Source organism: Saprospiraceae bacterium (assembly GCA_016710235.1).
Lineage (GTDB): Bacteria > Bacteroidota > Bacteroidia > Chitinophagales > Saprospiraceae > Vicinibacter.
Window position 1 is genome coordinate 1,050,737 of sequence record JADJLG010000001.1, and the last position, 26,700, is coordinate 1,077,436.

The window sequence follows — 26,700 nt, forward strand, 5'->3', positions numbered from 1 at the left end:
TATTTCATTAATTGTGAAAATTCAAATCTCGTGTGCCAAGATTTTAGCTGGAAACAATTTTATTCCAATGGGTATGTACCTTGCCCCAATGCATAAAACGCATATAGTATAACACCATTTTTTAGGGATTTTCAGGATCGAAAATATTTCGTAGGTTTGCCTTTCTTTTTAAGCGTACAAATCATGAAGTTCACAGTATCTTCCCAGGCCTTACTCCGTAACCTGCAAATCAACTCTGTCTCATTGGCTTCCAATCCTGTAATGCCAATTTTGGAGGATTTTCTATTCCAACTTAAAGGCAATGAGTTGGAAATCATCACCTCTACCGCTGACGTCACTACTCATTCCCAAATGACTGTGTCCAATGGTGTTAGTGGCGCCATTGCTGTACCCGGAAAAACATTGCTGGATACCCTGAAGTCAATGCCTGAACAACCTCTGGACTTCGAAATAGATCCTGATAGCTGTGGGATAACGATTCTGAGTGCTGCCGGAAAATATAAGCTTGTTGGGCAAAATGCAAGCAATTATCCTGAGATTTCAAGACCGGGAAACGAAGATAAGCTGATTCTCAAAGGAGCAAACCTTCTCAATGCGATCGACAAAACCATCTATGCGACCAGCAATGACGAGATACGTCAGACAATGCGCGGTGTGTGCATGAATATTGACTTCAACCATGTGACATTTGTGGCAACAGATGCCCACAAACTAGTTAAGTATTCCCTCCTGGATATCCAAAGCAATGTAGCGACCTCCCTCATTCTTTCCAAAAAATCACTCCTTGCCCTGAGATCAATTTTGACTAAAGATGCCGAGGTAACCGTCTATTATAACAAAGCCAAGGCTTACTTTGAATTTGCCGGTATCTTGCTCAGTTGTCGGTTGATAGAAGGCAAGTTTCCGGATTACAATGCCGTCATACCTGTGGACAATCCGAACAAGATGAAAGTCAATCGTCTTGAATTGCTCTCAGCATTGAGGAGATTGGCTGTTTTTGCCAATAAAACAACGAATCAAGTGGTACTCAACATCCAAGACAAAAGTCTGACTATTTCTGCTAACGACTTTGATCTAAATAATGAGGGGACGGAACAACTGGTATGTGAATTTCAGGGAGAACCAATGAATTTGGGATTGAATGCCAAGTTTCTCATCGAAATGCTTTCTGCGATCGCACAGGAAGAAGTTGAGTTTGAACTTTCTGACTCTAATAAACCTGCCATTTTAGTTCCAACCGAACAAGATCCTGGTGAAAATATCCTGATGCTTGTTGTCACCAATTATTAATGAACATTGGGCTTTTTTTTGGATCTTTCAATCCAATCCATGTAGGGCATCTCATCATCGCGCAACATCTGCTGAACGAAACGAGTCTTGATAAAATATGGCTGGTGGTCAGTCCCCACAATCCCCTAAAAGAAAAATCCACTCTGGCGCACGATCAGGACAGACTTCAGATGGTCCGTCTTGCTGTAGAAGACCATCCGAAAATATGGGTCTCCGATATTGAGTTCAAGCTTCCAAGACCAAGTTTTACAATAGACACTTTAGCTCATCTTGAAGAAAAATACCCGAATGATAATTTCAGTTTAATCATGGGTGGAGACAATTTAATCAGCTTGCCTAAGTGGAAAAACTACGATCAAATTCTCAACAAGTACACAATTTATGTTTACCGCCGTCCCGGCTATGACAGCAGTACCGACCTGGCTTCTCATCATGCCATCCGCTTTGTAGATGCTCCATTGCTGGATATTTCATCAACTTTTATACGAAATACGCTCAAAGCCGGCAAATCTGTGCAGTTTATGGTCCCTGAAAAAGCTCTTGAGGAACTCCTCACAAAAAAACTTTACCTCAAAAGCTAAATATAAGCAGAACAGAATAATCAATCACTTCAATTCGTTCCTATAGGATGCAAAACATTCCCACTCCACTTTCGAACATCGCACGCCTAAGCGCCTTGCTTTTACTATTGGTGATGTCCCTATCCTCTCTAAGCGCACAACAAACTCTGGCCATCGGTCAATGGGACACTCATCTGCCTTTCAACACGGGATCACTTGTCTGTCAAAGTGATGAATTTGTGTATTATGCGACTGAGTTTTCTCTACTTAAAATCAATAAATCTGATTTGAGCTATGAAAAAATCAATAAACACAACGGCTTAAGCGAAAGCCTGATAAAAACCATTTACTATCACAAGGAGTCAAAAACATTGATCGTCGCTTACACCACAGGGATAATTGATCTCATAAACGGCGAAGGAATATTTACAGTGACGGATTTGGCTAATTTTAATAATATCCCTATCAACAAGAATATAAATTCTATATCTGATGCAGGGAATGAGCACGTTTTCATTAATGGTGATTACGGTTTGAGTAGGCTCAATGTCGTAACTGGCAGATTTGAATATTCAGTCTTTGTCGAATCTAACCATTTCATCAAAACGGTGAAATTTGACAATAAACTTTTTGCTGCAACCACAGAGGGGCTTTATGTATATGATGAAAAAGCCAACGCCTTAGTTCAGGATTTTGGTAGCTGGCAAAATTTGTCTGAGGCATCAATTGGATTGGCGGTCGGACAATCCATAGACCAAATTGAAGTGTTCAATGGAAACTTATATGTGTCATCAGGTCCGGATCTGTATTTTATGAATAATATGCATCGCTTCGAGTTGAAGGAAGAATTCAACGGTTTCAAAATTCAATATCTGGATGCCTACCCTGAAGAAATGTTGGTGGGATTGGGATGCAGCTCTCAAAACTGTGACCATTCGATCAAAATATTGAATCCAAGTGGAGTTTGGTCCCAGATTGCAAATGAATGCACTCAGAAAAACATTCGTGCTATCAAGTCAAATAATGGCTGGTACTGGTTGTCGGATGAACGCTGGGGATTCCGATATATGAAATCCGCAACAGATCAATGCAATGTGATTTTGGTCAACGGACCATTAACCAATCGCTCCTTCGAAATACTTCCTGCTAGCGACGCCGTGTATGTTGCCTCAGGAGGTTTCAATGAAATTGGTACTTACCAATATTATTCTGAAGGTCTCCTGAAATTTAAAGATCGCAGTTGGGATGCAATCAATCAATACTCTGTACCCTTTTTGGATTCAATCAAGCTATTGGATGTGGTGCGAATCGTTGAAAGTCCTGACAAAACAAAGTTATTTTTTGCAAGCAATCAACAAGGATTGATAGAATATGATAAAATTAGTCAGAAATATAAGATATACAATTCGTCAAACTCTGCTTTGGAAGTTCCTCCGGCGGATCCTTCACGACTTAGAATCACCGGCCTCAGCTTTGATAAAGCAGAGAATCTCTGGGTTTCATTGTTTCTTTCTCCACACCCTTTAGTCTGTTTCAAAAAGGATGGCAGCTCGCAGGCATTTGATCTCAAAGGCATGACAAATCTATTGTTTGAAGTCAAGGTGGATCACAATGGATATAAATGGATCGTACCAAAAGACGCAATCGGTGTGATTGTTTTTGATGAAAAAAATCCGGATGACCCTACGGATGATCGAGCAATCCTGGTCAACAGCAGTAATTCGGAAATTCAAAACAACCGTGTGAATACCGTAGAAGTTGATCTCGAAGGAGACGTATGGGTTGGAACGGCTCAAGGCCCAATTGTTTTTGAATGTAGTAGCTCAATTTTTGATGGAAAGTGTCGAGGAACCCGCAAAAAATATGTCCAAGATGGTATCCCTTATTATCTCCTGGAATCTGAAGTAATTAGCTCCATTGCTTTTGATGGAGGAAATCGCAAGTGGTTTGGCACTACAAATGGATTGTATGTTCTCTCACCATCTACAGATGAAGAAATTCACATTTTTAATGCTTCCAACAGTCCTTTGCTTGACAATACGATAATAGATGTTGCGATTGATGGAAAGACAGGAGAGGCTTGGATTGCTACGGACAGAGGTTTACAGGTGTTTAGATCTGATGCGACAAGTGCCTTGGATAATTCATTCGGACAGGCTCTAGTATTTCCGAATCCGGTTCCTTCAAATTATTCCGGCATCATTGCAATCAATGGATTGTCAAGAGATGCCAGGGTAAAGATAACGGATATCAGTGGCAGACTTGTTTATGAGAGTTTAGCCACAGGCGGTCAATTCAATTGGAATGGCAATGATTATTTAGGCCATAGATCTGCTACAGGCGTTTATCTGGTCTGGGCAAACACGACTCAAAATTTGGACAAAAGCTATGCCCTGATGACAAAAATAATTTTTAATCAATAAATTCCCATCACCTGATGGGTCAACAATCCTGGAGTTTTACTGATTATTTTGGAACGGAACATAACTTCGGTATTTACCACGGTGAGGAAAGCGGGCATTTGGTGTGTTATTTAGACAACTCCATCATGCATATCAATTTTGCAATTAAAGATGATTATCAGTTCAGTTTTTTTATGGAAGAAGAATTGTTGATCTTCAAAATAAAAAAGATTAATGAGAGCTATGAATATTCGTTTGAACTGGATAAAGAATCCCAAACACCTCTCAATGTCAAACGGAAAACGGAAGAGAAAAACAACAAATACAGAATCATGATAGGGATTATTATCGCTCTGCTTATTCTGAAACTTCTAGCGTATATGATCATCCGAAAGCTCAGTTAATATGTTCAATCTACTCGTGGTTTTACTTGTGGCTTTTGCCGGATCCTTGCTGACATTTTTCTGCGGTTTTGGACTTGGAACAATTTTGCTGCCTGTTTTCCTGATTTTTTTTGATGCACCTATAGCCATTGCGATGACCGCTATAGTTCACTTCCTGAATAATTTATTCAAACTATTGTTGACAAAAAAACATATAGACCTCTCAATACTCAAAAGTTTTGGTATTCCTTCTGTACTGGGAGCCGTTGTTGGGAGTCTCCTGTTGACTAGTTTCAATTTGCAGGATGTTGGCGCACAATCAGCTTTGAAACGACTCATTGGGCTCTTACTCATTGTCTTCGCATTCATTGAATGGTGGACTAGTTTTCGCAAGTGGCAGATTGATTCCCGATGGTATTTTGCCGGTGGATTGGTGAGTGGATTTTTTGGAGGGTTGAGTGGACATCAAGGTGCTCTTCGTTCAGCTTTTCTTAGTAAATTTAATTTGGACAAAAATACCTGGATAGCTACGGGCGTTGCAATAGCTTGCTGTGTTGACCTTACCAGATTAACGGTTTACAGCAAACAAATTTCCACTGCATCTACCCATATCCACTACCAGTCATTAGGTGTTGCTTTGATGGGAGCTATTGCAGGAGCTATTCTTGGTAATACTTTACTTAAAAAAATGAATATTCAAATTCTTCATACCAGTGTCACGATAGGCCTGATAATTTTTGGAATATTACTCATATTTGGAGTAATTTGATCCTCCAAATAATTGTGTATAACAATCGTTTAATTTTTAAAATAAATTTATGGCGCGTACAAGTACTTATCTCAATTTCGAAAATCAAACAGAAAAAGCTTTTGAATTTTATAAAAGCGTTTTTGGTGGAGAGTTCCTCGACGGTGGCATCAATAGATTTCGGGGCCTTCCGGCTTCAGAGAATTCCCCTGAGATGCCTGAAGATGTTAAAGATCTAGTCATGCATGTTGGTTTGGAAATCACCGGTGGCCATTGCCTGATGGGCACAGATGCTCCAACAAGTCTTGGCTTTCATCTTAAAATGGGAAACAACGTATACATCAATCTGGAGCCTGATACCAGATCGGAAACATTAAGATTATTCAATGCACTTTCCGCCGGCGGTAAAGTAGAACACGAATTACAGGAAATGTTTTGGGGAGCATATTATGGCAGTTGTGTCGACCAGTTTGGTGTGCAATGGATGTTCAATTGTGTTGAATCTGCATAAAAGATAAGTTCAATCTCAATATAATTCTCCTATAAAATTATATTATGCTTTTTCTGATATATGAAATAAAAGAGCAAAGCCTTTTAAATTAATGACCTTGCTCTTCTCTATTTTACTTTGAAAATACTCCTTTAATTACCCTGAATCCTGCTTTTCCAACGACTGCAAATACAAAGTTATTTCCATCGCAATATACTCGACTTGGTGCCAGTATCATACGATCTTCTTTGTAACTTGTCAAGGGAATATTACTTAGTTTGCCAGTTTCATCGATATGAGTGAGGCAAATTAAACCCTTTGATTTTCCAATTGGCGCAATGGTATAAGTGTTGTTGATTAGGGGCATGACACGATTTTGAGTCTTTACTTTTGAACGATATTCGGGTTCCAGATTTTTTGCGCTTGTATTATACATTACACAGACATTATTACCATAGATAAAAACATGATTGATCCGTCCTATATGCTTATCTGCATAAACTGAGTTCGGGATCACTTTTTGGTACTTTTGTTGTCCATTTTCTTGGTATGTAACCGCGATTTTTGACAATTCATAATAACCGGTTATAGCACCATTTGTTCTTTCTGTGTAATAGGATCCCAGAACTATGACGGAAGAGTTATTGGCAGTTCTACCGGTAAATAATGGCACAAAATAATCGACACCTCTCCCTGCTTTTATATCTTTTTCGTCTAATTTAAAAAATGAAAGCACTTCACTATTAAAATAGTTAATGCTTGTCTGTGAGGCCTTCTTTTCTTTCAGGTTAATCTTAATAAAGCATGTGCCTAGCGTCCCTGCATCATCCTTTTTAGCATTCTGAATTGTACCTACAAAAGATAGGTCATCTCCTGATTCGTATGTTTTCCTTAAAAATGAAATAGCTTTTTCTTTCATATCCAGGTTGAACTTTAACGGAGAATTTGTTTCTACAAATACCAACAATTCCTCCTTCCATTTTCCATAGTCAGGATTCTTTTCGTCTCGAACTGAGGTCATAAATATCAACGGATATCCTTTATTGGATACGCCTATATTGTAATCTTTTACATCTCTATTTTCTACGCCAAAGTCAATGCTGTAATCTTTCAATTTCGTCATATTGCTCTGGTATACAAAGCACTTTATTCTAAAGTTTTCTTGTTGTTTTTGTGGTTCATACACAACAACCATTATCTTGCTGGAATCCGTGGAGAAAAATGTTTCAAAGCCACCTTTTTCCTTATTCGGTGTATTGAAATTCAATAATTTTTCAACTTTGGATTTTTGCAAACTTTCATCCAACTGTTGATAGTATAATGTTCGATTATCTGATGTATTATCAAATTGAGAATAAAAGACAATGGGTTTGTTTTTTATTTGATACAGATCCTCCAGATTCAATACAGAATTCTTCTCTGATGGCAAATCAAGATTTTTTGTTTTTTGAAGCTTTAGGTTACTGTTGTAAATGTCCATCGCCAAAGAATTATATTTTGATCCTTTTATAGGTACGGATTTCAATACATAATAATTAGAAGTAACTCTTGGGGCAAAGGGAGGGGAAAAATTCCCCTCGCAAAGAGGTTTTTTTTTTGTGCCCATCCCCCCTGGGTTTTTTTTTTTGGGGGTGGGGGGGGGGGGGGGCGGTTTTTAGTTTTTTTTTCCCCCCGTCCTGAGGCATCCCGCCCCTTCTCGTTTGGTTTGGTGTGGGGGGGGCGGGGGTTGGTTTGGGAAGGGGTGGAGGGGGGGGGGGGGGGGGGTTGGGTCTTGCGTACCTTTTGCTTGAGTTCCCCGGGGGGGTGTGCTGGGCCGGGGGGGGGCCCCCGAATTCTTTTTTGGTTTCGGGGAAAGGCCCCCCCCTTTCGGGTGGCCGGGGGGGCGCACGTAGCGGCTCTTCAAGGTACGCTTTTTGAGTATTGATTCAATTTCTTCATGGTAGGAACAAAACCTATTTTATTAGAATTTTGACCTAAGTAGATACAATTAGAAAATGAATCCGCTCCGAAGCCTAAAAGATCCGTGCTACCGCTTGAGAATCCACTGCCGCCTTCCAATTCATGTTCTTCACTTTTACTGATTGCAACTTTTACTCCTGCGTTTTGTGCTCGCATTTCATACAATTCCAAGCTGAAAATCAGAAATAAATAAATAAATTTCACTTTTACTAACATGTTAATTTTATTTTATTGATGTGATATTCCATTTTGCTAAAAATATAATGCAATATATTATAGTATTATTGTATATATTTGTGGCTCTCTATTTAGAACTCAGAGTTTACATCAATTACAATGCCACTTTTTTCATCATTAAAGCTTCTAATTACATCAAATAATTTAACATGAACCAATATTTTAAAATTTTATTATTATTTTTTACGTTTAATACAACTTTTATTTTTAGCCAAAATGACAATCCTCCCACTGATTCAAAAAAAGAAAATGAATCAATAAATGTTTTTGATACCGACAACTCCTCTAATAAAAAAGCTAAAAAAAGCACTAAGAACTACCAGGAAATGAATATGATTAAATTGGATCTACTTCAGATTGCAGCTGCCAATATTATCTTTTCCTATGAGAGGGTTTTAAATAATCGACTTGGTATAGAGCTAGGTCTCGGCGCAAGTTATCCGGCAAAAGCTCTGGGTGTATTATCTTTCTGGGAGAGCGACGACTTCTCTTCCGATGATGATGGTAATCCCAAGTTTGGGCCATACGCTTCTTTTCAACTGAAGTATTACACAGACGCTTACGATTCTCCAGAAGGGTGGTTTGTAGGATTAGGCGCAAGGTATTCCTCCTTTGGTCACGATCCTCTGGAAGATGCAAGTTTAGGTTCCAGTTCTAAATCAGAGAGTAGAATTGATTTGCTCCGTGTTACATTCGGCAAAACTGTGATTTGGGATCGTTTTGTAAATGAATGGTATGTTGGTGGTGGAATAAAACAAACCTCCAGTACTAGATACGAATATACCACTGGAACATATACCACTTCCGAGGCAACGAAAAAATCCGGCCTTTTCTTAACTTTTGGATACAAACTTGGTATTTATTTTTAAAACAAATAAAGCTGTTTTTATTTGATTCAAATTTGTGCTTGAGCAAATTTGATCTATTTAAGCATTGAATTTAAATCCGGGTACTTGTATTTAAAACCTGCGTTTAAAATTTTTTGTGCGGAAATAGAACTTCCATTCAACAAATTTTCCGCCATTTCACCAAACAACAATTTAGTGAACCATGCTGGTGTGGAATGGATCATTTGCTTTTTGCCGGTTTTCTTATGAAAAAATGTATTTAATTCGGCTTGTTTAATTTGATGAGGTGCAACAGCATTAAATGCCCCACGCAATAATTGATCTTCAATTAAAAAAATAACCATTCGACACCAATCCTCCAGATGAATCCAAGGAAAATATTGGCGTCCATCACCTAACGTACTGCCTATCTTAAAAGCAGCCAATTTCAACATTGTATCGTATGCTTCGTTACCAGGAGAGAACACAACTCCGGTTCTCATAATGCACACTCGACAGCCCAATTCCGAAAACTTCTTAGCTTCCAGCTCCCATTCCTCGCACGTTTTAGCTAAAAAATCTTTCCCTGGAAAATGGTCTTCTGCCATCATGTCACTCGTTGTTTGGTTTCCATAATATCCTACAGCAGAACCTTGGATGAAAGTCCGGATCCTGTATTTGTTACATTCTATAACCTCTCTCAAAAACCTTGTTGCTCTAACACGGCTATTGTAAATTTCATTCTTATAGTGCTTCGTCCACCTCTTGTCTCGAATAGAGGCCCCTGCCAAATTGATCAAAATATCAGTGTTTTCGAAACATGCTGTATCAATGAAAGCTTTTTCAAAATCCCACTCAAATTGCTTGATATTTATTTTGGAATTTAATTTTCGGGTCAACCATCTCACTTTATAATTTTTCTCGGCAAGAAGTTTTGTGAGTTTTCTTCCTAAATTACCACTTCCTCCAACTAACAATACTGATGGTAGTTCACTCCTCATTTAAATACTTTTTATAAAGCCTAATTGCACGATCTCTGGCGAAGGCATGGTCAACAATCGGAAGGATTATAGTATCTATGTCTTCACCCAACCACTTATTAATATAGATTTGTTCAGGATCAAATTTACGTGCCTGCTCGGTCGGATTGAAAATTCTAAAATAGGGCGCAGCATCACAACCACATCCTGCAGCCCACTGCCAATTTCCATTGTTGGCTGAAAGATCAAAATCCAATAATTTCTCAGCAAAATATGCCTCACCCCATCTCCAATCAATCCATAAATGTTTAGTCAAAAAACTCGCAGTTACCATCCTTACTCTATTATGCATCAATCCTGTGGAATTCAATTCCCGCATCCCTGCATCTACCAACGGATAGCCTGTCTTTCCCTCGCACCAAGCTTTAAAATGTGCTTCATTATTTATCCATTCAATATTTCGATATTTTGGCTTAAAGCTTTCTTCAACACAATTTGGAAAACAGAATAAAATCATCATGAAAAATTCTCTCCAAATAAGCTCATTTAACCATTGTTCATTCATAGAATTGGCCATTTTCACTAATCTTCTTATGCTTACTGTGCCAAAGCGCAATTGAACACTGAGGTTACTGGTTCCATGAACGGACGGATAGTTGCGATTAAGATGGTAATTTCTGATTGTATGTTCTTCTAAATTGCACGCTGGAACTTTGATCATGGAATTTTCAAAACCCAGTTCCTTCAAAGCCAAGAACTTCAGCTCTTTATTCATGTAAAAGTTGTCCAATAATTCTTCACTCGGATACACATTTAACGCGTGCTGTGAGAACAAATACTTCCATGCTGTTGAATACGGAGTAAATACAGTATATGGGCTGCCGTCCTTTTTGCAAATTTCAAGTTTCTCGAAAATTACCTGATCCTTAAATGTGTGAAATTTTACGTTGCGTTCATGGAGAAATTTTCTAATGACTTCGTCTCTTTTTAAAGCATATGGCTCATAATCCCTGTTTGTAAAAACTTCTCGCACAGCAAACATTGATAATAATTCTTCAAATGCACTCTTAGGTTCCTTGAAAATGGTAAAAATTGAACTTTTAAAAGGCTTTAGTTGCTGATTGATATTCTCCAACCGTTGATGAATAAAACTTACACGCGCATCCGATTTATCAGTTAAATGATTTAAAATATTTGGATCAAAAATAAATACAGGTAATACCGGATAGTTGCCTTTCAATGCAGAGAATAATCCTGCATTATCTTCTAGTCTCAAATCACGTCTAAACCAAAATATGGCAATTTCTTTCACAGTTCAGAATTTCAATATAAATTATGTTTATTTCTTTTAAATAGTATCATGACTAGAGCATGATTAAAATATAAATGCGAGTGAAATTAAATCTAAATTAATTTGTTCTTCTTTGTAATCTCCAAAGACTTCCATTTCGTGTGTCAATTCGTTCGCTAATTGGATTTTTTTTCAACCATTCATCTAATATGAATTTGGCTTTTTCAAAACTAATTCCGAGTATTTCAGCGCATTCCTTTTGGGTATAGCTGTCATAATTACCAAGTACTTCAAAATCATTCAACGTGACTTCATTCCTTCGAATCTCGGGAAAACTTTTTTGAATTGCCTGTACATACGTGTTATATGGATGCGAACCATAAATCAATTCCATTTGACCATTTTCTCCTAAAATATATATTGTTGGAAATCCTCGTACGCCCATTTTTGCAGCGAGTTGCAAATCTTTTTGGAAATTTTCCAACGCCACAACTTTCATATCTTCCAGAATTTTTACGGCAATCAATCCACTTTGATCCGCTGCTTCCTTGATTTCAGATTCTTTGGTAATATTTTTTTTCTCGACGAATACTTTTTCTCTAAGTATTCTTAAGAAAATTGCCGCCTTTTTTTCGTCTTGCAGCTGTGCTGCCTTAAATGCTATAGAAGGAGGATATGAAGAGGATAATGGGTCTTGAAGCCAAACGTCACCCACAATTGGCATTTGATAATAGGAGCTTACTTCGTCCCAATGGCTCGCGACATCTGAGGGCTTACTAATTCCACCGCTGTTGTATATGTCCCAAGAGGGTAACAAACCTCCCATGTGATAATCAAATATTATATGTTCCCCAAATTCTAGCTTGAGTTTTTTTAGTTGCGGTTCAATTGCCCAACATGACGAACAAATTGGATCTGTAAAATAAATGAGTTTGATTTTTTGCTTGAATTTGAATGCTCAGAATCGAGTCCAGCTTCATGTTTTGTTTCTTTTGAAGTGGCAATCAAGCATACACCATCTTGCGGTGTACAGAACAGAGGATTATTTTCGCTACTTGTATTCATATTCTTACTTAGATTTCCACACCCGATTATTGTACTGACAACAAAGCATAGCGTAATGATGCTTATGAATCTCATGATTCACAAAATAATTTCTCTACTAGATCTGCCCCCGCGATTGAATTTAATGCCTAATGACATTATTTGATCAGACTCACTGAACCTTTTTGTTTTAACCCCCTGCGAACAAACTTTTCTCCATAACGCAATGAATACTCTGCAATGTAGATATAGGTTTCCATAGGCGAAATTTCTCCTTTATAATAACCGTCCCAAGCTCCTGTATTGGATTTTGTTTCAAAAACTTTTATTCCAAATCTGTTGTAGACTTCCATTTCAAGCGCTTCTAGTTGCACCGTCGCCGAATCTTGACAGTTTAGAATTGGTCTAAATGTTCTGTTTTGTTCTATTTCAGAAAAAGGAGCGAAAACGTTTGGAAATTTTAGGCAATCTTCATTACAATTTACTGTTGTGATTTTATATAAAATGCAATTGTCACTATCTTTAATCACTGTATCTCTATTATATGCCTTACCCTCAATGATTATACTATCTCCACAGAATAATTCCTTCTCTATCAAACTAGATTCATTTTTTTCAAGATTTAAAGTCATCGAAGTATCACAACCATTTTGAGCGGGAAGTTTTATTATGTGAGTTCCTGCTTCATAAATTTTTCCATTAAAAACGTATTGTTGTAATTCACAATACTTGTCATTTTTTGTTATCGCTATTGCGCTATTAACCTTTATTATTTTCTCGAAGGATTTAGTAATGCACCCAAATTGAAGCGTCAGGATCACAGGAATCTCTCCTGAAGATTGGAAGGTGGTTTTTACACTTCCGCTGGTAGTGTCTTCCGTGGTTCCAAGTTGCCATTTATACTTAATTCCCGGTAGAGTAATAGATTCGTCTTTTATTTCGATTTCCTGGCCTTGGCAGATTTCATTAGGAGCAGAAAATTTAGCCGAAAACTCCGGTAGTTTTTCGCATACTACTTCATTCATAATTTCCCTTCCATCAACAATAGGATTGTAGGGTATTGTACTGCCTCCACTCCTCTCGGTATAATTGTAATCTTCGACTATAAAACTTGGTGAAAGTGTAATTAACTCTCCTGTGACATCTAATTCCTCACAATTGTCATTGAGCAATTGATCATCCGTTTTAATCATGAGCATTTGGAACGCTCTTGAAAGAGTATTGTAAGTTGAAGTCCCTGCGATTACAAATCCTCCCAGTGACGATTTTTTGATTTTTGGATATCCCGATCCATACAGATTGTATAAATACGCTTTTCTTAGTTTTCCGTCTCGTTCTATGATGGTGCCTAACCATTTTCCCGCTGCTTGTGGGATTGGTAAATTGTGATTTGTAAAAGAAGCTGACTCTGAAACAATAGCTAATCCGCCATCCTTCATTTCCGCAATACTCTCCCCCAAGGCTCCATTATCAGTTCCTGCTGCAATCTCATAAGTATTGATCCATTTCGTATTAAGGTCTTTATCAAACAATCCCACCATGAGGTCTGACCTATCCTGAAAGTTTTGCTCAAGAATTGTAGTAAAGCCTGTCAAGGCGATATCGCCATTGGAAAGCACGGCCAGATCATACCCATTAGTACTGTGATTTTCAGCTCCAATTGCAATCGTTTTCATGGGATTGCCATTCGGGTCAGTTTTCATCAGAAAACCCATGAACGTCCCTCTGTTTATTAATCTACCGGTTAGGTAGAGGTTGCCATTCGGGTCGGATTCTATTGCAAATGCCTGATCATAGGAATCTAAAGTGCCAAATGTTTTTGTCCACAACAAAGTTCCGGCACTATCTATTTTTAGCAAATAAATATCATCACGGGTATGATCGATGCCATAAACCCCTGTACTGCCTGCAATCACAAATCCGCCATCCTTTGTTGCTACCATATCTCGGCCAAATTCTTTGCTGACACCAAGTCTGTTGGACCATTTTACATTCCCTTGGCGATCGATTCTGGTAATCAGCATCGTCGCTGAAAAAAACGTTGCGCTATGGTTAAAACAAATTACAATGTCTCCATTAGATGCTTCAGCTATTCCAAAATTAGTATTGGTAGCACCACTTGATAAACCAAGGTTTTTTGTCCAAATCAGATCTCCGGTGCAGCTGAACAGGGAGAGGATACCTGTGGATTGGTTGGCAGCATCTGATCCAAAGCCTATAGTGACAATAGAACCATCCTTCATTGTTTCTATGGCATAGTTGAGTATGCCTGTATTTGGTCCATTCGGATTGAATTGATCATGAAAGTAGTATTTCCGAAAATAAAGATCCTGTGCTTGTATCTGGTTGACTATAATGAACAAGAAGATGGAGATTCCAATATTTATTTTTTTCATTTTTAGCTTTTATGATGGAGCAAAATAAGTCATTCTTGGACAAATGAAAATAATTCTCCCGGATTAATTTTCGTTTTGTTCTTTTGCGGTACAGATGCGCTCAGAGTTTGTCATCAATATTATTCTATTACTCTTCTTTAGCTTTATCATTAAGCCGATTTACCTGTTTTTGATTGAAAAAAATATTCAATTGCATGTTGGTCTTGAACAGTTCGGATTTTATGCCGGAATTCTCAACTTCACTTTGATTCTGCAAGTGATCAATGATTTTGGGATTCAAAATTTTACCAATCGCGAAATCAGCCAACAGCGCCTACAGGGGAATACAGGATTTGGCGAGCTCCTCGCAAGTAAAGGTATACTTTCAATAATTTATCTGCTCTTTTGTTTGCTTCTGGCTTTGATATGGTTTCCTCCGGATCAATCCCTCAAACTCCTTGCGCATGTAGCTTTCAACCAGATTTTGATTAGCGGTGTTGGGTTTTTTCGCTCTGCAATTGCAGGAATGAGTTTCTATAGATGGGATAGCTTTTTGTCTGTCATGGATCGCTGGATTTTAATCATAACCGGTGCTTTTTTTCTTCTCATACCTGGTTTGAAACACTATCTGTCCATACCTTTGTTTGTCTGGATGCAGACCGTATCCCTTGGGCTTACGCTGTTGATTTGCATCCTTGTTTTCTTTTCCAAAAAACCACCGGATCTGAGTATTCACTTCAGCCATTCGCGCGTCAAACAAATTTTTGTCGCATGTCTGCCATTTGCACTGATTTATTTTTTCAATGCATTGTATGCTAAACAAGACTTACTCCTATTGGGACGATGGCACCGCGGTGGAGATTATACTGTGGGAAAATATACCTTAGTAATGAGATTTTTCGATGCAGCTAACATGGTGAGCCTTGCCTTTGGGGGGTTGCTGCTGGGCATGTTTTCGCGTCAAAAATTCAATGCTGAGCTGAAGAATGATTTTCTTCATTTTAGTATGAAGTTGCTTCTGTTCCTTACCGTTTTGATTGTTATCACGGGATTCTATTATGCACATGATATCAATCTTTTGGTCAATAGACTCAGTGATCCTGATCTCGATCAATGTATGAAATGGACAATGTTGGCTTTCCTTCCCGCAAGCTTGAGCTATATCTACGGAGCCCTATATCAGGCTATTCATCTGGAAAAGCGTCTTGTTCTCATTTATATCTGTATTGTGATTGTGAACCTTCTCTCTAACTATCTACTGATACCGAATTGGGGTATAAATGGATCGGCTATTTCTAATCTAGTCTCCCAATCTGTTTGTTTGATTGTTTTGGTTGCTGCTACCCCTAGGGCTTATCATTTCCAAACGATCGAAGTGGCACAATTTATTTCCTTTGTGATTCTTGGCTTTGGCCTGGGACATTTGATGGCATTTTGGGGAGTTTCCTTTTATACTTTTGTTTTGTTGATATTACCCTCAATAGCCCTTATTGCCTTTTTGCTCCGCCTTTTTCAATGGGACGAAGTAAGGATGTTCGTGTCCAAATTGCGCAGCTAAATATCTTCTGGCCAAGAAAATTTATCCTTTTGTTTGGATTATTCTGCACAGCCTGTTTATCTTTGCCCGCCTATTCACCATATGGGTGTTTGTAGTTTGAAAAAGCTATTTGATAAAACCACATCGGTGAAATATCCGGGAGATTAGCTCAGCTGGTTCAGAGCACCTGCCTTACAAGCAGGGGGTCACTGGTTCGAACCCAGTATCTCCCACTCTTTCCTCCTCACATACTTTTTTAATGCATCATTCGGAGTGTCCACATTTCGTACCATAGCGTTTCATACATTGGGTTGCAAGCTCAATTTTTCCGAGACTTCTTCTATAGAAAGGATGTGCTCAGACGCCGGATACGAAATCACGGATTATCATCTTCCTGCAGATATCTATGTGCTCAACACCTGTTCAGTAACAGAAGAAGCTGACAAAAAATGTAGATATTCTGTCCGGTCATTCCTGAGACGAAACCCTTCCGCCAAAATCATTGTCATCGGATGTTATGCACAACTAAAGCCAGTCGAAATATCACAAATTCCCGGTGTGAGCATCGTATTGGGAGCTGCAGAAAAATTTCAACTCGTCGAAGTATTGAACAAACTTTCGGAAAGTACATCCGGGCTGATGGAAGTTGGACCTGTCCACCACGCCAATAGCTTTGTGCCTTCATACTCTTTGGAAAGCAGGACCCGAACCTTTCTAAAGGTCCAAGACGGATGTGACTATAAATGCAGCTTTTGCACCATTCCCCAGGCACGAGGAAAGTCCAGGTCGGGGACTGTTTCTGAACTCGTTCAACTGGCCAACACCATCTCCATACAGGGTGCGAAAGAGATTGTGCTGACAGGAGTAAACATTGGAGATTTTGGTAATGGTACGGAAATTATCGAACAGCAAATACCCAAAAAACAAGAACTCTTCGTTGATTTGATTCTAGCACTGGACAGGGAAACCACTGTTGATCGGTACCGGATTTCTTCCATTGAACCTAATCTATGTACAGAGGAGATTATAGATTTTGTGGCCAATAGTCGTCGATTTATGCCACATTTTCATATTCCGCTTCAGAGCGGTGACAATGAGATTCTTGCTCGAATGAAGCGACGTTACAAAAGAGAGCTTTATCAAACCAGAGTGGAACAGATCCGGCGGCGAATGCCTCATGCATGTATTGGTGTGGATGTGATCGTTGGTTTTCCCGGCGAAACGGAAGAGCATTTTATGAACACCTATCGATTTATCCAGGACCTGGACGTATCTTATCTTCATGTTTTCACTTATTCGGAAAGGAAAAACACTGCCGCAGCTGAAATGGAAGGGTCGGTTTCTCCTAAAAAGCGTTCAGATCGAAATGAAATGTTGAGGATTCTTTCAGAAAAGAAAAAAAGAGCCTTTGCATCGTCGCAGTTAGGTACAACTCGCCCTGTTCTTTGGGAACAATCGGATGAAAGTGGCAAAATTTTCGGATGGACAGATAACTATTGTAGGGTTGAAACCACGGTTGGGGGTAATAGGTCAACCAACCTTATATCAGAGGAAAATTTACAGTATTTGTCGCCTTCTGGTACAATTATACTGAGTTAACAAAATGAGATCTTGGGCCTAGAAGGAAAATCCCAAAGTATAAATTACATAATCTGACTTTTTACTTGTCCCGGTGTAAAGCTCAGACAATCCCTTCTCGAATTGTACACAAAAGACCAAAGGACCCAAATCTATGCCACCTCCAAACAAGGCTCCCAGCTGAAAATCCTTCATGGTATCGTGATTCAAGCCCAATGCATTCTCTTGGATGGACCAGATATAGCTCACTTGCACACCTCCCATGGCAATCAGCTTGAACTTTTCCAGGTTGATGATCCTGTAACCGATTTGTGCAGGAATTTTTAGGAAATATGCCGATTTTCTGTCGGTGAATAACTCAGCTTTATTTGCAGACTCAAGATAAATTTTGTGTAATTCCAATCCAGGTCGAATAAAAAATTTTCCATCTCCAAATCTTCCTACAATACCAGCATTCCAACCACTCATAAATCCTCCATTTGCCGTGGTCAAGCTGTAATCAGTAAATCCGGAGGAATACCCAACACTGATTACCGCTCCCGATTGTGCCTGAGCCACCCACATCCAAATGCTCAGAAATGCGATCAGTGGTAATTTCATATGCCAAAGATACATTCAATTCTATTCTTCCTCCTTCAATAGAGCTTATAAAAATCCACTTTCATCGTTGTATTCATAATACATATCTGATTTTTTTCAAATTGGCTTTCCATCCTTTCCATTTTGCTTACATTTATGGGTTCATTAATTTTCATCTCAGCAGGTAAATTATGTATCCTGATTTTTCGTATATTTTACATGCATTATTTGGTACTCAACCTGATAATGTCTTTTCCATTATCAAGACATTCGGATTGTTTCTTGGACTTTCGTTTTTAGCCAGTGGGTTCTTATTATACCTAGAACTAAAAAGAAAAGAGAAAATTGGTCAATTATCCGGCCGTCTAGAAAACATTATTGTGTATCAGCCGATCAATTGGCAATTTATCGGAATTCAAACAGTAATTAATGCGGTGCTTGCTGGAAAAGTTATGTATGCATATTTACATTTTAGTGAATTTCATTTGGATCCTGCAGGTATAATTTTTTCGACTAAAATACATTTCATTTCTTTTATCCTTGCAGGTCTCGCGACAGCTATTTATTGGTTCTATAAAATGAATCGGCAAGTTGACAAAGAAGTCCGAAGGGCTGACATATTTATCCACCCTTATCAACGGGTGATGGACATCACAGGTGTAGCAGCATTATTTGGCATTATCGGATCTAAACTATTTAGCATATTTGAAAATTTTGGTGATTTTTTAAGAGATCCAATAGGCAATTTTTTCTCAGGTAGCGGCCTTACAATTTATGGTGGCCTGATTTTGGCTTTTATCATGGTATTTCGATACGTGCGCAGCAAAGGATTGCACCCTATTTATATGATGGATGCGATAGCTCCTACCTTAATGATAGGCTATGCCGTCGGAAGATTGGGGTGTCATTTTAGCGGAGATGGAGACTGGGGAATTGTAAATGAATTGGCAAAGCCTTCCTGGTTTTTTTTACCGGATAGTTGGTGGTCATTTACATATCCACACAATGTATTGAATGAAGGAATTAAAATCGATGGTTGTGTTTTTGAATATTGCAGTCAATTGAGTCCCGGCGTTTTTCCTACAGCTCTTTATGAAAGTATTCTTGCATTTACAATTACTGGAGTTCTTTGGATCTTGAGAAATAAAATCAAAGCAGCCGGTGTATTATTTTTTATCTACTGTCTGTTGAATGGAATTGAAAGAATATTTATTGAAGCCATCCGTGTTAATCCTCGTTATAATATATTAGGGTTTCATCCTTCTTTTGCACAGATGATTGCTTTCTGTTTGATTATTGCAGGTATCGCTGGAATTATTTTTTTTCAAAAGAAAAATATCAGATAGACTTTTAATAATCCCTTTTAAATTGTAACTTTAATTTGTTCTATTCTTTTTTTGCTGACAGCAACTACCTTAAATAAACAACCACCGATTTGTATTTCCTGATCTTTTTTAGGCATTTCTCCAAGATTTTCTAATAGCAAACCCGCTATAGAATCCGCATTTCCTCTCACATCTTCAAACAGATAAATATCTATTCCCAATACTCTACACATATCATTGATCAACGTTTTTCCATCAAATAAATAATTGTGCAAGTCGAGTTTCGTGAAATTCAATTCGTGTTGGTCGTCAAATTCATCTTTGATTTCTCCTACGATTTCTTCCATGATATCTTCCAGTGTCACTAAACCACTTAATCCGCCATATTCATCCACCACAAATGCCATGTGCAAATGCTTCTCTTGAAGATCATTGAGCAGTTCATTAATTTTTCTGGATTCCGGTACAAAATGAAGTGAAGTTCTGATCAATTGCTGCCATTCAAAGCCTGCTCCTTCTCCTAAGTGCCCGATTAAATCTTTAGCATACAAGATTCCACAAATATGATCGAGATCATTCTGAAATATTGGTAATCTCGAAAAACCACTTTCTCTGATGACCTGAATCACATCATTATAATTTTCCTCTTTGTCTACCGCATATACTTCAGTTCTGGCCGTCATCACTTGTTTCGCAGTGACGTCATTAAACTTTATAATCCCTTTCAGCATGTCAACCTGTTTGCCGGACTCTTGCTCATGACTCACAGCCAGGTCAATGGCTGCATCCAGATCTTCTCTAGATGTGGTTTGCACGTTCAATTTTTTTTCAATAATCTTTCTCTCGACCGAGGTGGTCATGGATTCTAGTATTATTGTAAATGGTCTCATTAAATAATCCAATACACGTAACGGCCGTGCTATAAATCTTGCTAACTTGATGCTATTGAATTGGCCGTAAATTTTCGGAGTAACTTCCCCAAACAAGAGTATGAGCGTAGTTGCCCCGATCACAGCTACCATAAAGTACATAAGATTGCCTAGTTGTGCATGATCTAGCCAACTTAGTGGCCTCCAACTCACCAAATAAGTAGCAAAGTCATGGAATCCGGTTACCGGAAAATAAACCGACAGAATTCCTTCTACCAAGATGGCAATCGCAATATTGACGAATGTATTGCAGATCAAAAGTAGAGCAAGCAGTCTCCTTGGATGATTTTTTAGGAAAAGCAATGAAGCGACTCCGGACTGATTGTCGTCTTCTTCCAACGCTTCAACTTGTTGTCTGTTTAATGAAAAAAAAGCCACCTCAGAACCTGAGAACATTGCAGACAACAGGAGCATAAACACCAATAAAGTCAATAAACTTAGTCCTTCAAATACAGATCCAGCCTGTATGAGATTTATGATAAATATTAAATGGGGAGGCTCCGCTTCCAAAATGTAGATTTAGTGATCAGAATGGCAGATCGTCTTCACTTGCCGACTTTGTGAATGGGTCTTCTTCCATAGCACTGCCTTGAGAACTATTACCTGAAGAACCACCATAAGTAGAGTTTTCCCGCTTTTCTAGTATTCGCATTGTTTCTACCTGAATTTCCGTGATATAGTGATCCTTGTTTTCTTTGTCTGTCCATTTCCGGTGAGTAAGCTTACCTTCGATATAAACCTGCATTCCTTTTTTGAGATTTTTAGCCTGGTCAGCCTGATTGCGCCAAGCCACGATGTCGTGCCATTCAGTCAGTTTTTGCCATTGGCCACTTTTATCTTTGTAACTTTCATTCGTCGCCAATGAAAAGTTTGCACGGGATGCTCCACTCTCCAGAGTGCGGAATTCTGGATCTTTACCTAAATTCCCTATAAGGATGACTTTATTTACCATAATGGAATGTTTAAATGATGAATTGTTTGATAAAATTACTGGTTTTTCGGGAAAAAGCAAAATTGTTGAGCTTTTTCCTATCGACCAACAAGTAATGCGGAACATGCTTTATTTGTTTAACATGGACCTCACTAGTCCAAAACATCATTTCGACGATTTGATGAGTGAGTGCTTGTTTTACCGTACTCAATTTTTGCCATTTTCGTACTTCATCCAGTTCAAATCCAGCTAGTAAAAACTGAGACCGAAGATCAATTTTTGAAAATGAATTAGACTGGCTTTCGATACCAAAAAATTCAAACAGATTTTTCCAGATATCATTGTCTTGCCGTTGATGCAGCACCAACCTTCCCTTCGAATCAGATACCACGAAATAATGAAAATACCTTCTCCTTTTATCCAGTTTAGGCCTCTTTACCGGTAAGTCCAAAACCAGATTTTCTTGGAAAGCAACACATTCCTTTCTAAAAGTGCAGAGGGAACATTCTGGTGACTTTGGCGTGCAACACAATGCTCCAAAATTCATGATGGCCTGATTATAGTGCCCTGCATTTGTTCTGTCCAGCATCTCCACAGCGAGCTCTTCGTATCTCTTCTTTCCCGATTGTGTAAAAAAGGAGTGTTCCAATCCAAATATCCTTGCAAGCACCCGCACCACGTTTCCGTCCAGGACAGGGTAAGGATTGCCAAAAGCAAAAGAGGCAATGGCTGATGCTGTTGACTTGCCAATGCCTTTTAGTGCTACTATTTGTTCGAAATGTTCAGGAAATTTTCCTTTGTATCGGGCTACGATTTCTTGCGCAGTATGATGCAGATTTCTCAATCGGCTGTAATAGCCTAATCCCTGCCAATACAACATCAATTTTGTCTCTGAGGCATTCGCTACAGCTGACAGATTTGGAAATTCACCAATAAACCGAAGGTAAAAAGGCACAACGGTCTCGGCGCGGGTCTGCTGAAGCATGATTTCCGAAATCCATATTTTATAAGGATCTTTTTCACCGATCCAGGGCAATTCTCTTGGATGATCCGAGGACCATTGATACAATAATTTTCTAAAAAGTCCGGCTTTCATCCTTTCAGATTATCAAAAAAGCAACTGAAGACACTGATTATTTGTGGATTTTAGAGGATACCATCATATTATGGATCAAGCTATGCGAAAAGCAGTTTGTCTCCAACAATATAAGGTCATTATATTTTTTAATGATCAAAGGATCCAAAGTGTTGACAAGGTTTTTGGTATTATAGATGTCTTTCTTCTGATCATAGATTTCAACTATCTTTTGTCCGTCATGTAGCACGATATAATCTGAATCTACATATTGGTATAACCCATAAGAGAGATTGATACAATAATTTTTCCCGGTTGTATCAAATACGTTTCTACCATAACTAAAAAATGCCTGGTCATAATTAAGCAAAGCCAGTACAGAAGGAAAAATATCGATTTGATTGACAATGGTCGTACTATCTTTCAATGGAGAGATATCGTTGGGTTTGAAAAAAAGTATTGGAATTTTAAATATATCTGTCATGACACGATATACATCATCCACATTTTTACCTGTATGGTCTGCAGTAATCACAAATAAGGTATTATCATACCATTTTTCCTTTTTTGCTCTTTCAAAAAATGTTCGCAAAGCATAATCTGTATACCTGAGGCAGTTGATCAACGGTTCTTTTTGCACCTGCATTTCTTTTCCAAACTCTTCAGGGATTTGGAAAGGGTGGTGTGGGTTCATTGTAAAAATGGAATATACAAAAGGTTCCGGTGAAAGATTCAATTCATCAACAACGCGCGATAAAAATTTATGATCCCAAATTCCCCATTTCCCATCAAAATCAGAATCATTGTTATACTCATTTTTTCCAAAATATTTTTCTATCCCCGCCATCTTCGCAAATAAATCAAGTCGCATGGTTCCGTTTTGTCCACCATGAAAAAACCCTGTCGTATAAGATTTATTTTTAAGTTCATTGGGAAGTGAACTGATTTGGTTCGTTGAATAAATTGAATTGATGTATGGGTCTTTCTGCCATGATGGTATAGATGACAATATTGCAGGAATTCCCTGGATAGATTCTTTTGCATTTGCATATGAATTTTCCATATATAGACCTTCGTTCAACAAGGAATCAAGAAATGGAGTGGCATTCCATTTTTGGTCGTTGTGCAAATATTTATGCGATAGACTTTCGACGATCAGAATTACTACATTCCAGGATTTAAAACTATCTCTTTTAAATGGTTGAATAATTTTCTTTTGTAATTCCGTCTCGTAATTCCATTTTCCAGACAAGTCTTCGGTAAGATTATTTTTTCCCTTTGAGCGCAACAGAGTAAATGTGGTATTCACCACTGCAGGTATTTTTCTGCTATCCGTCATCTGCCCCGCATTTACTGAATCAATGGGTTTTAATTGAAATCCACCGCGAATGGTTATTATAGATAAGGCCCCGAAAATTGATAGTGAAAACAAATACTGGAAAAAGGATTTTGTGTTTTTGTTTCTCAGTATTTCTGCTTTGAATATTGATAAAGGTATAAGTCTATTCAGGAAAATGTACGCTAGAATAACAAGAAAAGGAATATACCAAAATTGTAAAATAAACTCTGGCAACAGACGATAAAAATCCGAACCTTTTTCTCCTGTCAAAAACTGCATAGCGTCCATCTGCATTCTCTTTTGTACAAAAGGAAAATATGCAAAATCAGCGAGATTCAACAGTATGAACAAAAGATTCCAAGCGATGAAAAGAACTCGCCATACTCTCCAAATAGCTGTTAAGCCTGCTGTCCATGGAAATACTAAAAAATAAATTCCATTCAAAACTATATTAGCCAACATGAGTGCACTTAAATCAAATCTCCATCCACTAATAATGATGTTCAAAATTTCCTTAAAAGAATGAATTTCTAAATCTGAAGAAAACATGGCAATAAATCCGATACGCAAGGCTGTGTAGATCAATATCAGAGGTAGAAATGTTCTGATGAAAATTTGCCATATATGAAATTGTGTCGGCAATTTAATTTACTATGATAAAAACTAATGGATTTTGAATGGCGAAGATAATGAGATTTAATCCAGATTTTACTTTGAAGATCTATTCCCTACGAAATTGACTGCAAAATCTGTGATTGAATTTACCAAATTATGCCGGAGAGGGCGTATTGCATTCTCTATGCAGGAAAATGCCATATTCCTTTATGAATAAAGCAAAAAATGATTTTATGCAAAATGACTTTACATTCTTTGGCAAGCAGGAAAATGTGAAATTCTGAACGATAGAGCAACACCTTTCATCCAGACCTAATGAATTTGACCGGAAACTATTGAAATTAAAGAAGTGATTAGTTATCGGAGACAGCCATTTCCTGATGCATCTCCTGATGGATATGATACTGTGATCCAATCATACTTTTTAAAGCTTTCCTTGCGAAAAATATTCTGCTTTTTACGGTTCCAAGAGGCAGATGGAGTTCATCTGCAATCTCCTGATATTTGTATCCATGGTAATATCTCACAAATGGCACTTTCAAAGAATCGTCCAGACTATCCACCATGGCATGAAGTTCCTTCATCATCATATCTGATTCAGCTCGGTTAAGAACACTGTTGCTGATAGAATTGAAATAGTACTGATTTTCAGAATTATCATTCACAATACCGCCCTTCACTTTACGGCGATAATTGTTGATGAAAATATTCTTCATGATTGTAATCAACCATGCTTTAAAATTAGTACCCGGTTGAAATTTATCTCTATTGGACAAAGCCCTGAATGCGGTCTCCTGATACAAATCTTTTGCATCTTCAGCATCTCTGGTCAAACTGTACGCAAAGTTGTTGAGTGTCTGAGTCTGCTTGTTAAACTGGTTAAAAAACTCCACCGTCGACATAACATCAAAAAATTTTCTCAAATATACTAATTTGTTTAATTGGATACAGGTGATCTTTAGACAAAATAGTGTTAAAATTACGTGAACATTTTCGACTTTTATATAATCTGCTGATTTTCAATTTAATTACAGATTTCGATTTTTAAAAACATCTTCTCAAACTTTCAACTTTTGTTGAACAAAATATTATTTGTACAATTTTATTTTTGTGCGTTTTTATAAAAATAATATGCTACGAAAGTAAATATAAAATTTGGGATCCATACCGCTATCCAAGGTGGTAAAATTTCACTGTTTGCAAAGGTGATAGAAAGTTTGGAAAGGAATATATAGCACACACCAATGATGACTGCCAAGGCAAGGTGCAATCCGAGGCCCCCTCTTACCTTCCGACTCGCTATACAAGCCCCTATTATGGTCAAAATCAATGTAGTGACAGGATCTGCGGATCTGCGCTGCTTCTCCACCTCAAACAAACGAGAAATTCCGGAACCTTTTTCCTTCTCCCTTTGGATGAATTCAATCAACTCCGGGGTAGGCATGACCTCTTTTTGGTTGGTTTTAAAGATAAAGTCACTCGGCAAGAAGTTGATGCTTGTATCCAGACTTTGTTCTCTATATGTCTGATAACTCTCTACACTATCCTGAAAAGTTCTCAGTTCGTAATCTTTTACTGTCCAGACATGTGGTTCTGCCTTCCACTTAATACTTCGCGCCTGAAGCATAGCCACTAGTCTATCCTGATCAAATCTTTGCATAATAAAATCTTGCCCGGACGAATCCTTCACGTTAAAATAACGCACATATACCTTAACATCCTGGTCAACAAACATGTGCACGTTCCGATCCTTTTCCTTGACATTACTGGTCTTGATATAGGTATTTTCAAACTCCTTAAGGGTCTTGTTCGCTCTTGGTATAAAATAATGGTTGCCGATAAGGTGTATCAATGTAAAAAAGCTTCCTGCAATAATAAATGGACGAAGAAATCTGCCATAAGAAACGCCTGAACTAAAAACAGGAATAATTTCCGTTTGTCCGGCCATCCTGGAGGTGAAAAAGATTACTGTAATCAGGGCATAAAGTGGAAACATCAACGAATTGATCCAAGGAATAAAGTTGAAATAGTAATCTCTCGCAATCACCCATGCACTTAGGTTGTGAGAGAGCAGTTTTTCGATACGTTCGCTCAGATCAAAGACCACCGCAATAATTGATAACAAAGCCATGGTAAAAGTGAATGTCACCACATACTTGCGGATGATATATCTATCGAAGATGGAAAGTGCAAAGTACTTCTTCAT

22 protein-coding genes, 1 tRNA gene and 1 pseudogene are annotated in these 26,700 nt (G+C 38.1%); 11 read left to right on the top strand and 13 right to left on the bottom strand.

What is annotated here, in order from left to right; translation table 11 throughout:
• Positions 1 to 183: 183 nt before the first annotated feature.
• From dnaN to IPI99_04395, 6 genes are read left to right on the top strand one after another with little or no spacing between them, the layout of a single operon-like run.
• Positions 184 to 1,290, top strand: coding sequence for a DNA polymerase III subunit beta (gene dnaN / locus IPI99_04370; GenBank protein ID MBK7339749.1), 1,107 nt, complete (start codon positions 184 to 186; stop codon positions 1,288 to 1,290).
• The gene (locus IPI99_04375) at positions 1,290 to 1,871 is read left to right on the top strand and encodes a nicotinate-nucleotide adenylyltransferase (protein ID MBK7339750.1); all 582 of its coding nucleotides are present in this window, start codon (positions 1,290 to 1,292) and stop codon (positions 1,869 to 1,871) included. Before dnaN ends, IPI99_04375 begins: the two co-directional genes overlap by 1 nt.
• 47 nt (positions 1,872 to 1,918) lie before the next feature.
• Complete coding sequence (locus tag IPI99_04380) at positions 1,919 to 4,273, top strand: hypothetical protein (GenBank protein ID MBK7339751.1); 2,355 nt, start codon at positions 1,919 to 1,921, stop codon at positions 4,271 to 4,273.
• 14 nt (positions 4,274 to 4,287) lie between these two features.
• Positions 4,288 to 4,656, top strand: a complete 369-nt coding sequence (locus tag IPI99_04385; protein ID MBK7339752.1) for a hypothetical protein — start codon at positions 4,288 to 4,290, stop codon at positions 4,654 to 4,656.
• Between the two features lies 1 nt (position 4,657).
• The gene (locus tag IPI99_04390) at positions 4,658 to 5,404 is read left to right on the top strand and encodes a sulfite exporter TauE/SafE family protein (GenBank protein MBK7339753.1); all 747 of its coding nucleotides are present in this window, start codon (positions 4,658 to 4,660) and stop codon (positions 5,402 to 5,404) included.
• A gap of 49 nt (positions 5,405 to 5,453) precedes the next feature.
• Entirely contained in the window at positions 5,454 to 5,894 is a 441-nt protein-coding gene (locus tag IPI99_04395) for a VOC family protein (protein ID MBK7339754.1), read from the top strand.
• Between the two features lie 112 nt (positions 5,895 to 6,006).
• Here IPI99_04395 and IPI99_04400 read toward each other — a convergent pair whose 3' ends face one another.
• Entirely contained in the window at positions 6,007 to 7,398 is a 1,392-nt protein-coding gene (locus IPI99_04400) for a hypothetical protein (GenBank protein MBK7339755.1), read from the bottom strand.
• Positions 7,399 to 7,772: 374 nt separating this feature from the next.
• A complete protein-coding gene (locus tag IPI99_04405; protein ID MBK7339756.1) occupies positions 7,773 to 8,048 on the bottom strand; it encodes a hypothetical protein in 276 nt (91 codons plus the stop codon).
• 170 nt (positions 8,049 to 8,218) lie between these two features.
• Here IPI99_04405 and IPI99_04410 point away from each other — a divergent pair, with 170 nt between their 5' ends.
• Positions 8,219 to 8,938, top strand: a complete 720-nt coding sequence (locus IPI99_04410) for a hypothetical protein (protein MBK7339757.1) — start codon at positions 8,219 to 8,221, stop codon at positions 8,936 to 8,938.
• A 53-nt stretch (positions 8,939 to 8,991) separates the two neighbouring features.
• Here IPI99_04410 and IPI99_04415 read toward each other — a convergent pair whose 3' ends face one another.
• From IPI99_04415 to IPI99_04430, 4 genes and pseudogenes are all read right to left on the bottom strand, one after another.
• A complete protein-coding gene (locus IPI99_04415) occupies positions 8,992 to 9,897 on the bottom strand; it encodes a TIGR01777 family protein (protein MBK7339758.1) in 906 nt (301 codons plus the stop codon).
• Complete coding sequence (locus tag IPI99_04420; protein MBK7339759.1) at positions 9,887 to 11,188, bottom strand: deoxyribodipyrimidine photo-lyase; 1,302 nt, start codon at positions 11,186 to 11,188, stop codon at positions 9,887 to 9,889. Before IPI99_04420 ends, IPI99_04415 begins: the two co-directional genes overlap by 11 nt.
• A gap of 97 nt (positions 11,189 to 11,285) precedes the next feature.
• A pseudogene (locus IPI99_04425) lies at positions 11,286 to 12,232 on the bottom strand (DsbA family protein).
• Between the two features lie 137 nt (positions 12,233 to 12,369).
• A complete protein-coding gene (locus tag IPI99_04430) occupies positions 12,370 to 14,607 on the bottom strand; it encodes a gliding motility-associated C-terminal domain-containing protein (GenBank protein ID MBK7339760.1) in 2,238 nt (745 codons plus the stop codon).
• 94 nt (positions 14,608 to 14,701) lie between these two features.
• Here IPI99_04430 and IPI99_04435 point away from each other — a divergent pair, with 94 nt between their 5' ends.
• From IPI99_04435 to mtaB, 3 genes are all read left to right on the top strand, one after another.
• Positions 14,702 to 16,144 (top strand): oligosaccharide flippase family protein, encoded by a 1,443-nt coding sequence (locus IPI99_04435; GenBank protein ID MBK7339761.1) that lies wholly within the window; start codon positions 14,702 to 14,704, stop codon positions 16,142 to 16,144.
• Between the two features lie 137 nt (positions 16,145 to 16,281).
• Positions 16,282 to 16,356: transfer RNA gene (locus tag IPI99_04440), tRNA-Val, on the top strand.
• A 40-nt stretch (positions 16,357 to 16,396) separates the two neighbouring features.
• Positions 16,397 to 17,722 carry a tRNA (N(6)-L-threonylcarbamoyladenosine(37)-C(2))-methylthiotransferase MtaB gene (gene mtaB, locus IPI99_04445; protein MBK7339762.1) on the top strand — a complete coding sequence of 442 codons (1,326 nt, stop codon included), beginning with the start codon at positions 16,397 to 16,399 and terminating at the stop codon, positions 17,720 to 17,722.
• Between the two features lie 18 nt (positions 17,723 to 17,740).
• Here the strand turns inward: mtaB and IPI99_04450 are convergent, their stop codons facing one another.
• Positions 17,741 to 18,301, bottom strand: coding sequence for a hypothetical protein (locus tag IPI99_04450; GenBank protein ID MBK7339763.1), 561 nt, complete (start codon positions 18,299 to 18,301; stop codon positions 17,741 to 17,743).
• Between the two features lie 170 nt (positions 18,302 to 18,471).
• Here IPI99_04450 and IPI99_04455 point away from each other — a divergent pair, with 170 nt between their 5' ends.
• A complete protein-coding gene (locus IPI99_04455) occupies positions 18,472 to 19,626 on the top strand; it encodes a prolipoprotein diacylglyceryl transferase (protein MBK7339764.1) in 1,155 nt (384 codons plus the stop codon).
• Between the two features lie 17 nt (positions 19,627 to 19,643).
• Here IPI99_04455 and gldE read toward each other — a convergent pair whose 3' ends face one another.
• From gldE to IPI99_04485, 6 genes are all read right to left on the bottom strand, one after another.
• Positions 19,644 to 21,044, bottom strand: coding sequence for a gliding motility-associated protein GldE (gldE, locus tag IPI99_04460; GenBank protein ID MBK7339765.1), 1,401 nt, complete (start codon positions 21,042 to 21,044; stop codon positions 19,644 to 19,646).
• Positions 21,045 to 21,060: 16 nt separating this feature from the next.
• The gene (ssb, locus tag IPI99_04465; protein ID MBK7339766.1) at positions 21,061 to 21,486 is read right to left on the bottom strand and encodes a single-stranded DNA-binding protein; all 426 of its coding nucleotides are present in this window, start codon (positions 21,484 to 21,486) and stop codon (positions 21,061 to 21,063) included.
• Between the two features lie 10 nt (positions 21,487 to 21,496).
• Complete coding sequence (gene mutY / locus IPI99_04470) at positions 21,497 to 22,561, bottom strand: A/G-specific adenine glycosylase (GenBank protein ID MBK7339767.1); 1,065 nt, start codon at positions 22,559 to 22,561, stop codon at positions 21,497 to 21,499.
• 37 nt (positions 22,562 to 22,598) lie between these two features.
• Positions 22,599 to 24,521 carry a sulfatase-like hydrolase/transferase gene (locus IPI99_04475; protein MBK7339768.1) on the bottom strand — a complete coding sequence of 641 codons (1,923 nt, stop codon included), beginning with the start codon at positions 24,519 to 24,521 and terminating at the stop codon, positions 22,599 to 22,601.
• Positions 24,522 to 24,847: 326 nt separating this feature from the next.
• Positions 24,848 to 25,396, bottom strand: coding sequence for an RNA polymerase sigma factor (locus tag IPI99_04480; GenBank protein MBK7339769.1), 549 nt, complete (start codon positions 25,394 to 25,396; stop codon positions 24,848 to 24,850).
• Positions 25,397 to 25,596: 200 nt separating this feature from the next.
• A complete protein-coding gene (locus IPI99_04485; GenBank protein ID MBK7339770.1) occupies positions 25,597 to 26,700 on the bottom strand; it encodes an LptF/LptG family permease in 1,104 nt (367 codons plus the stop codon).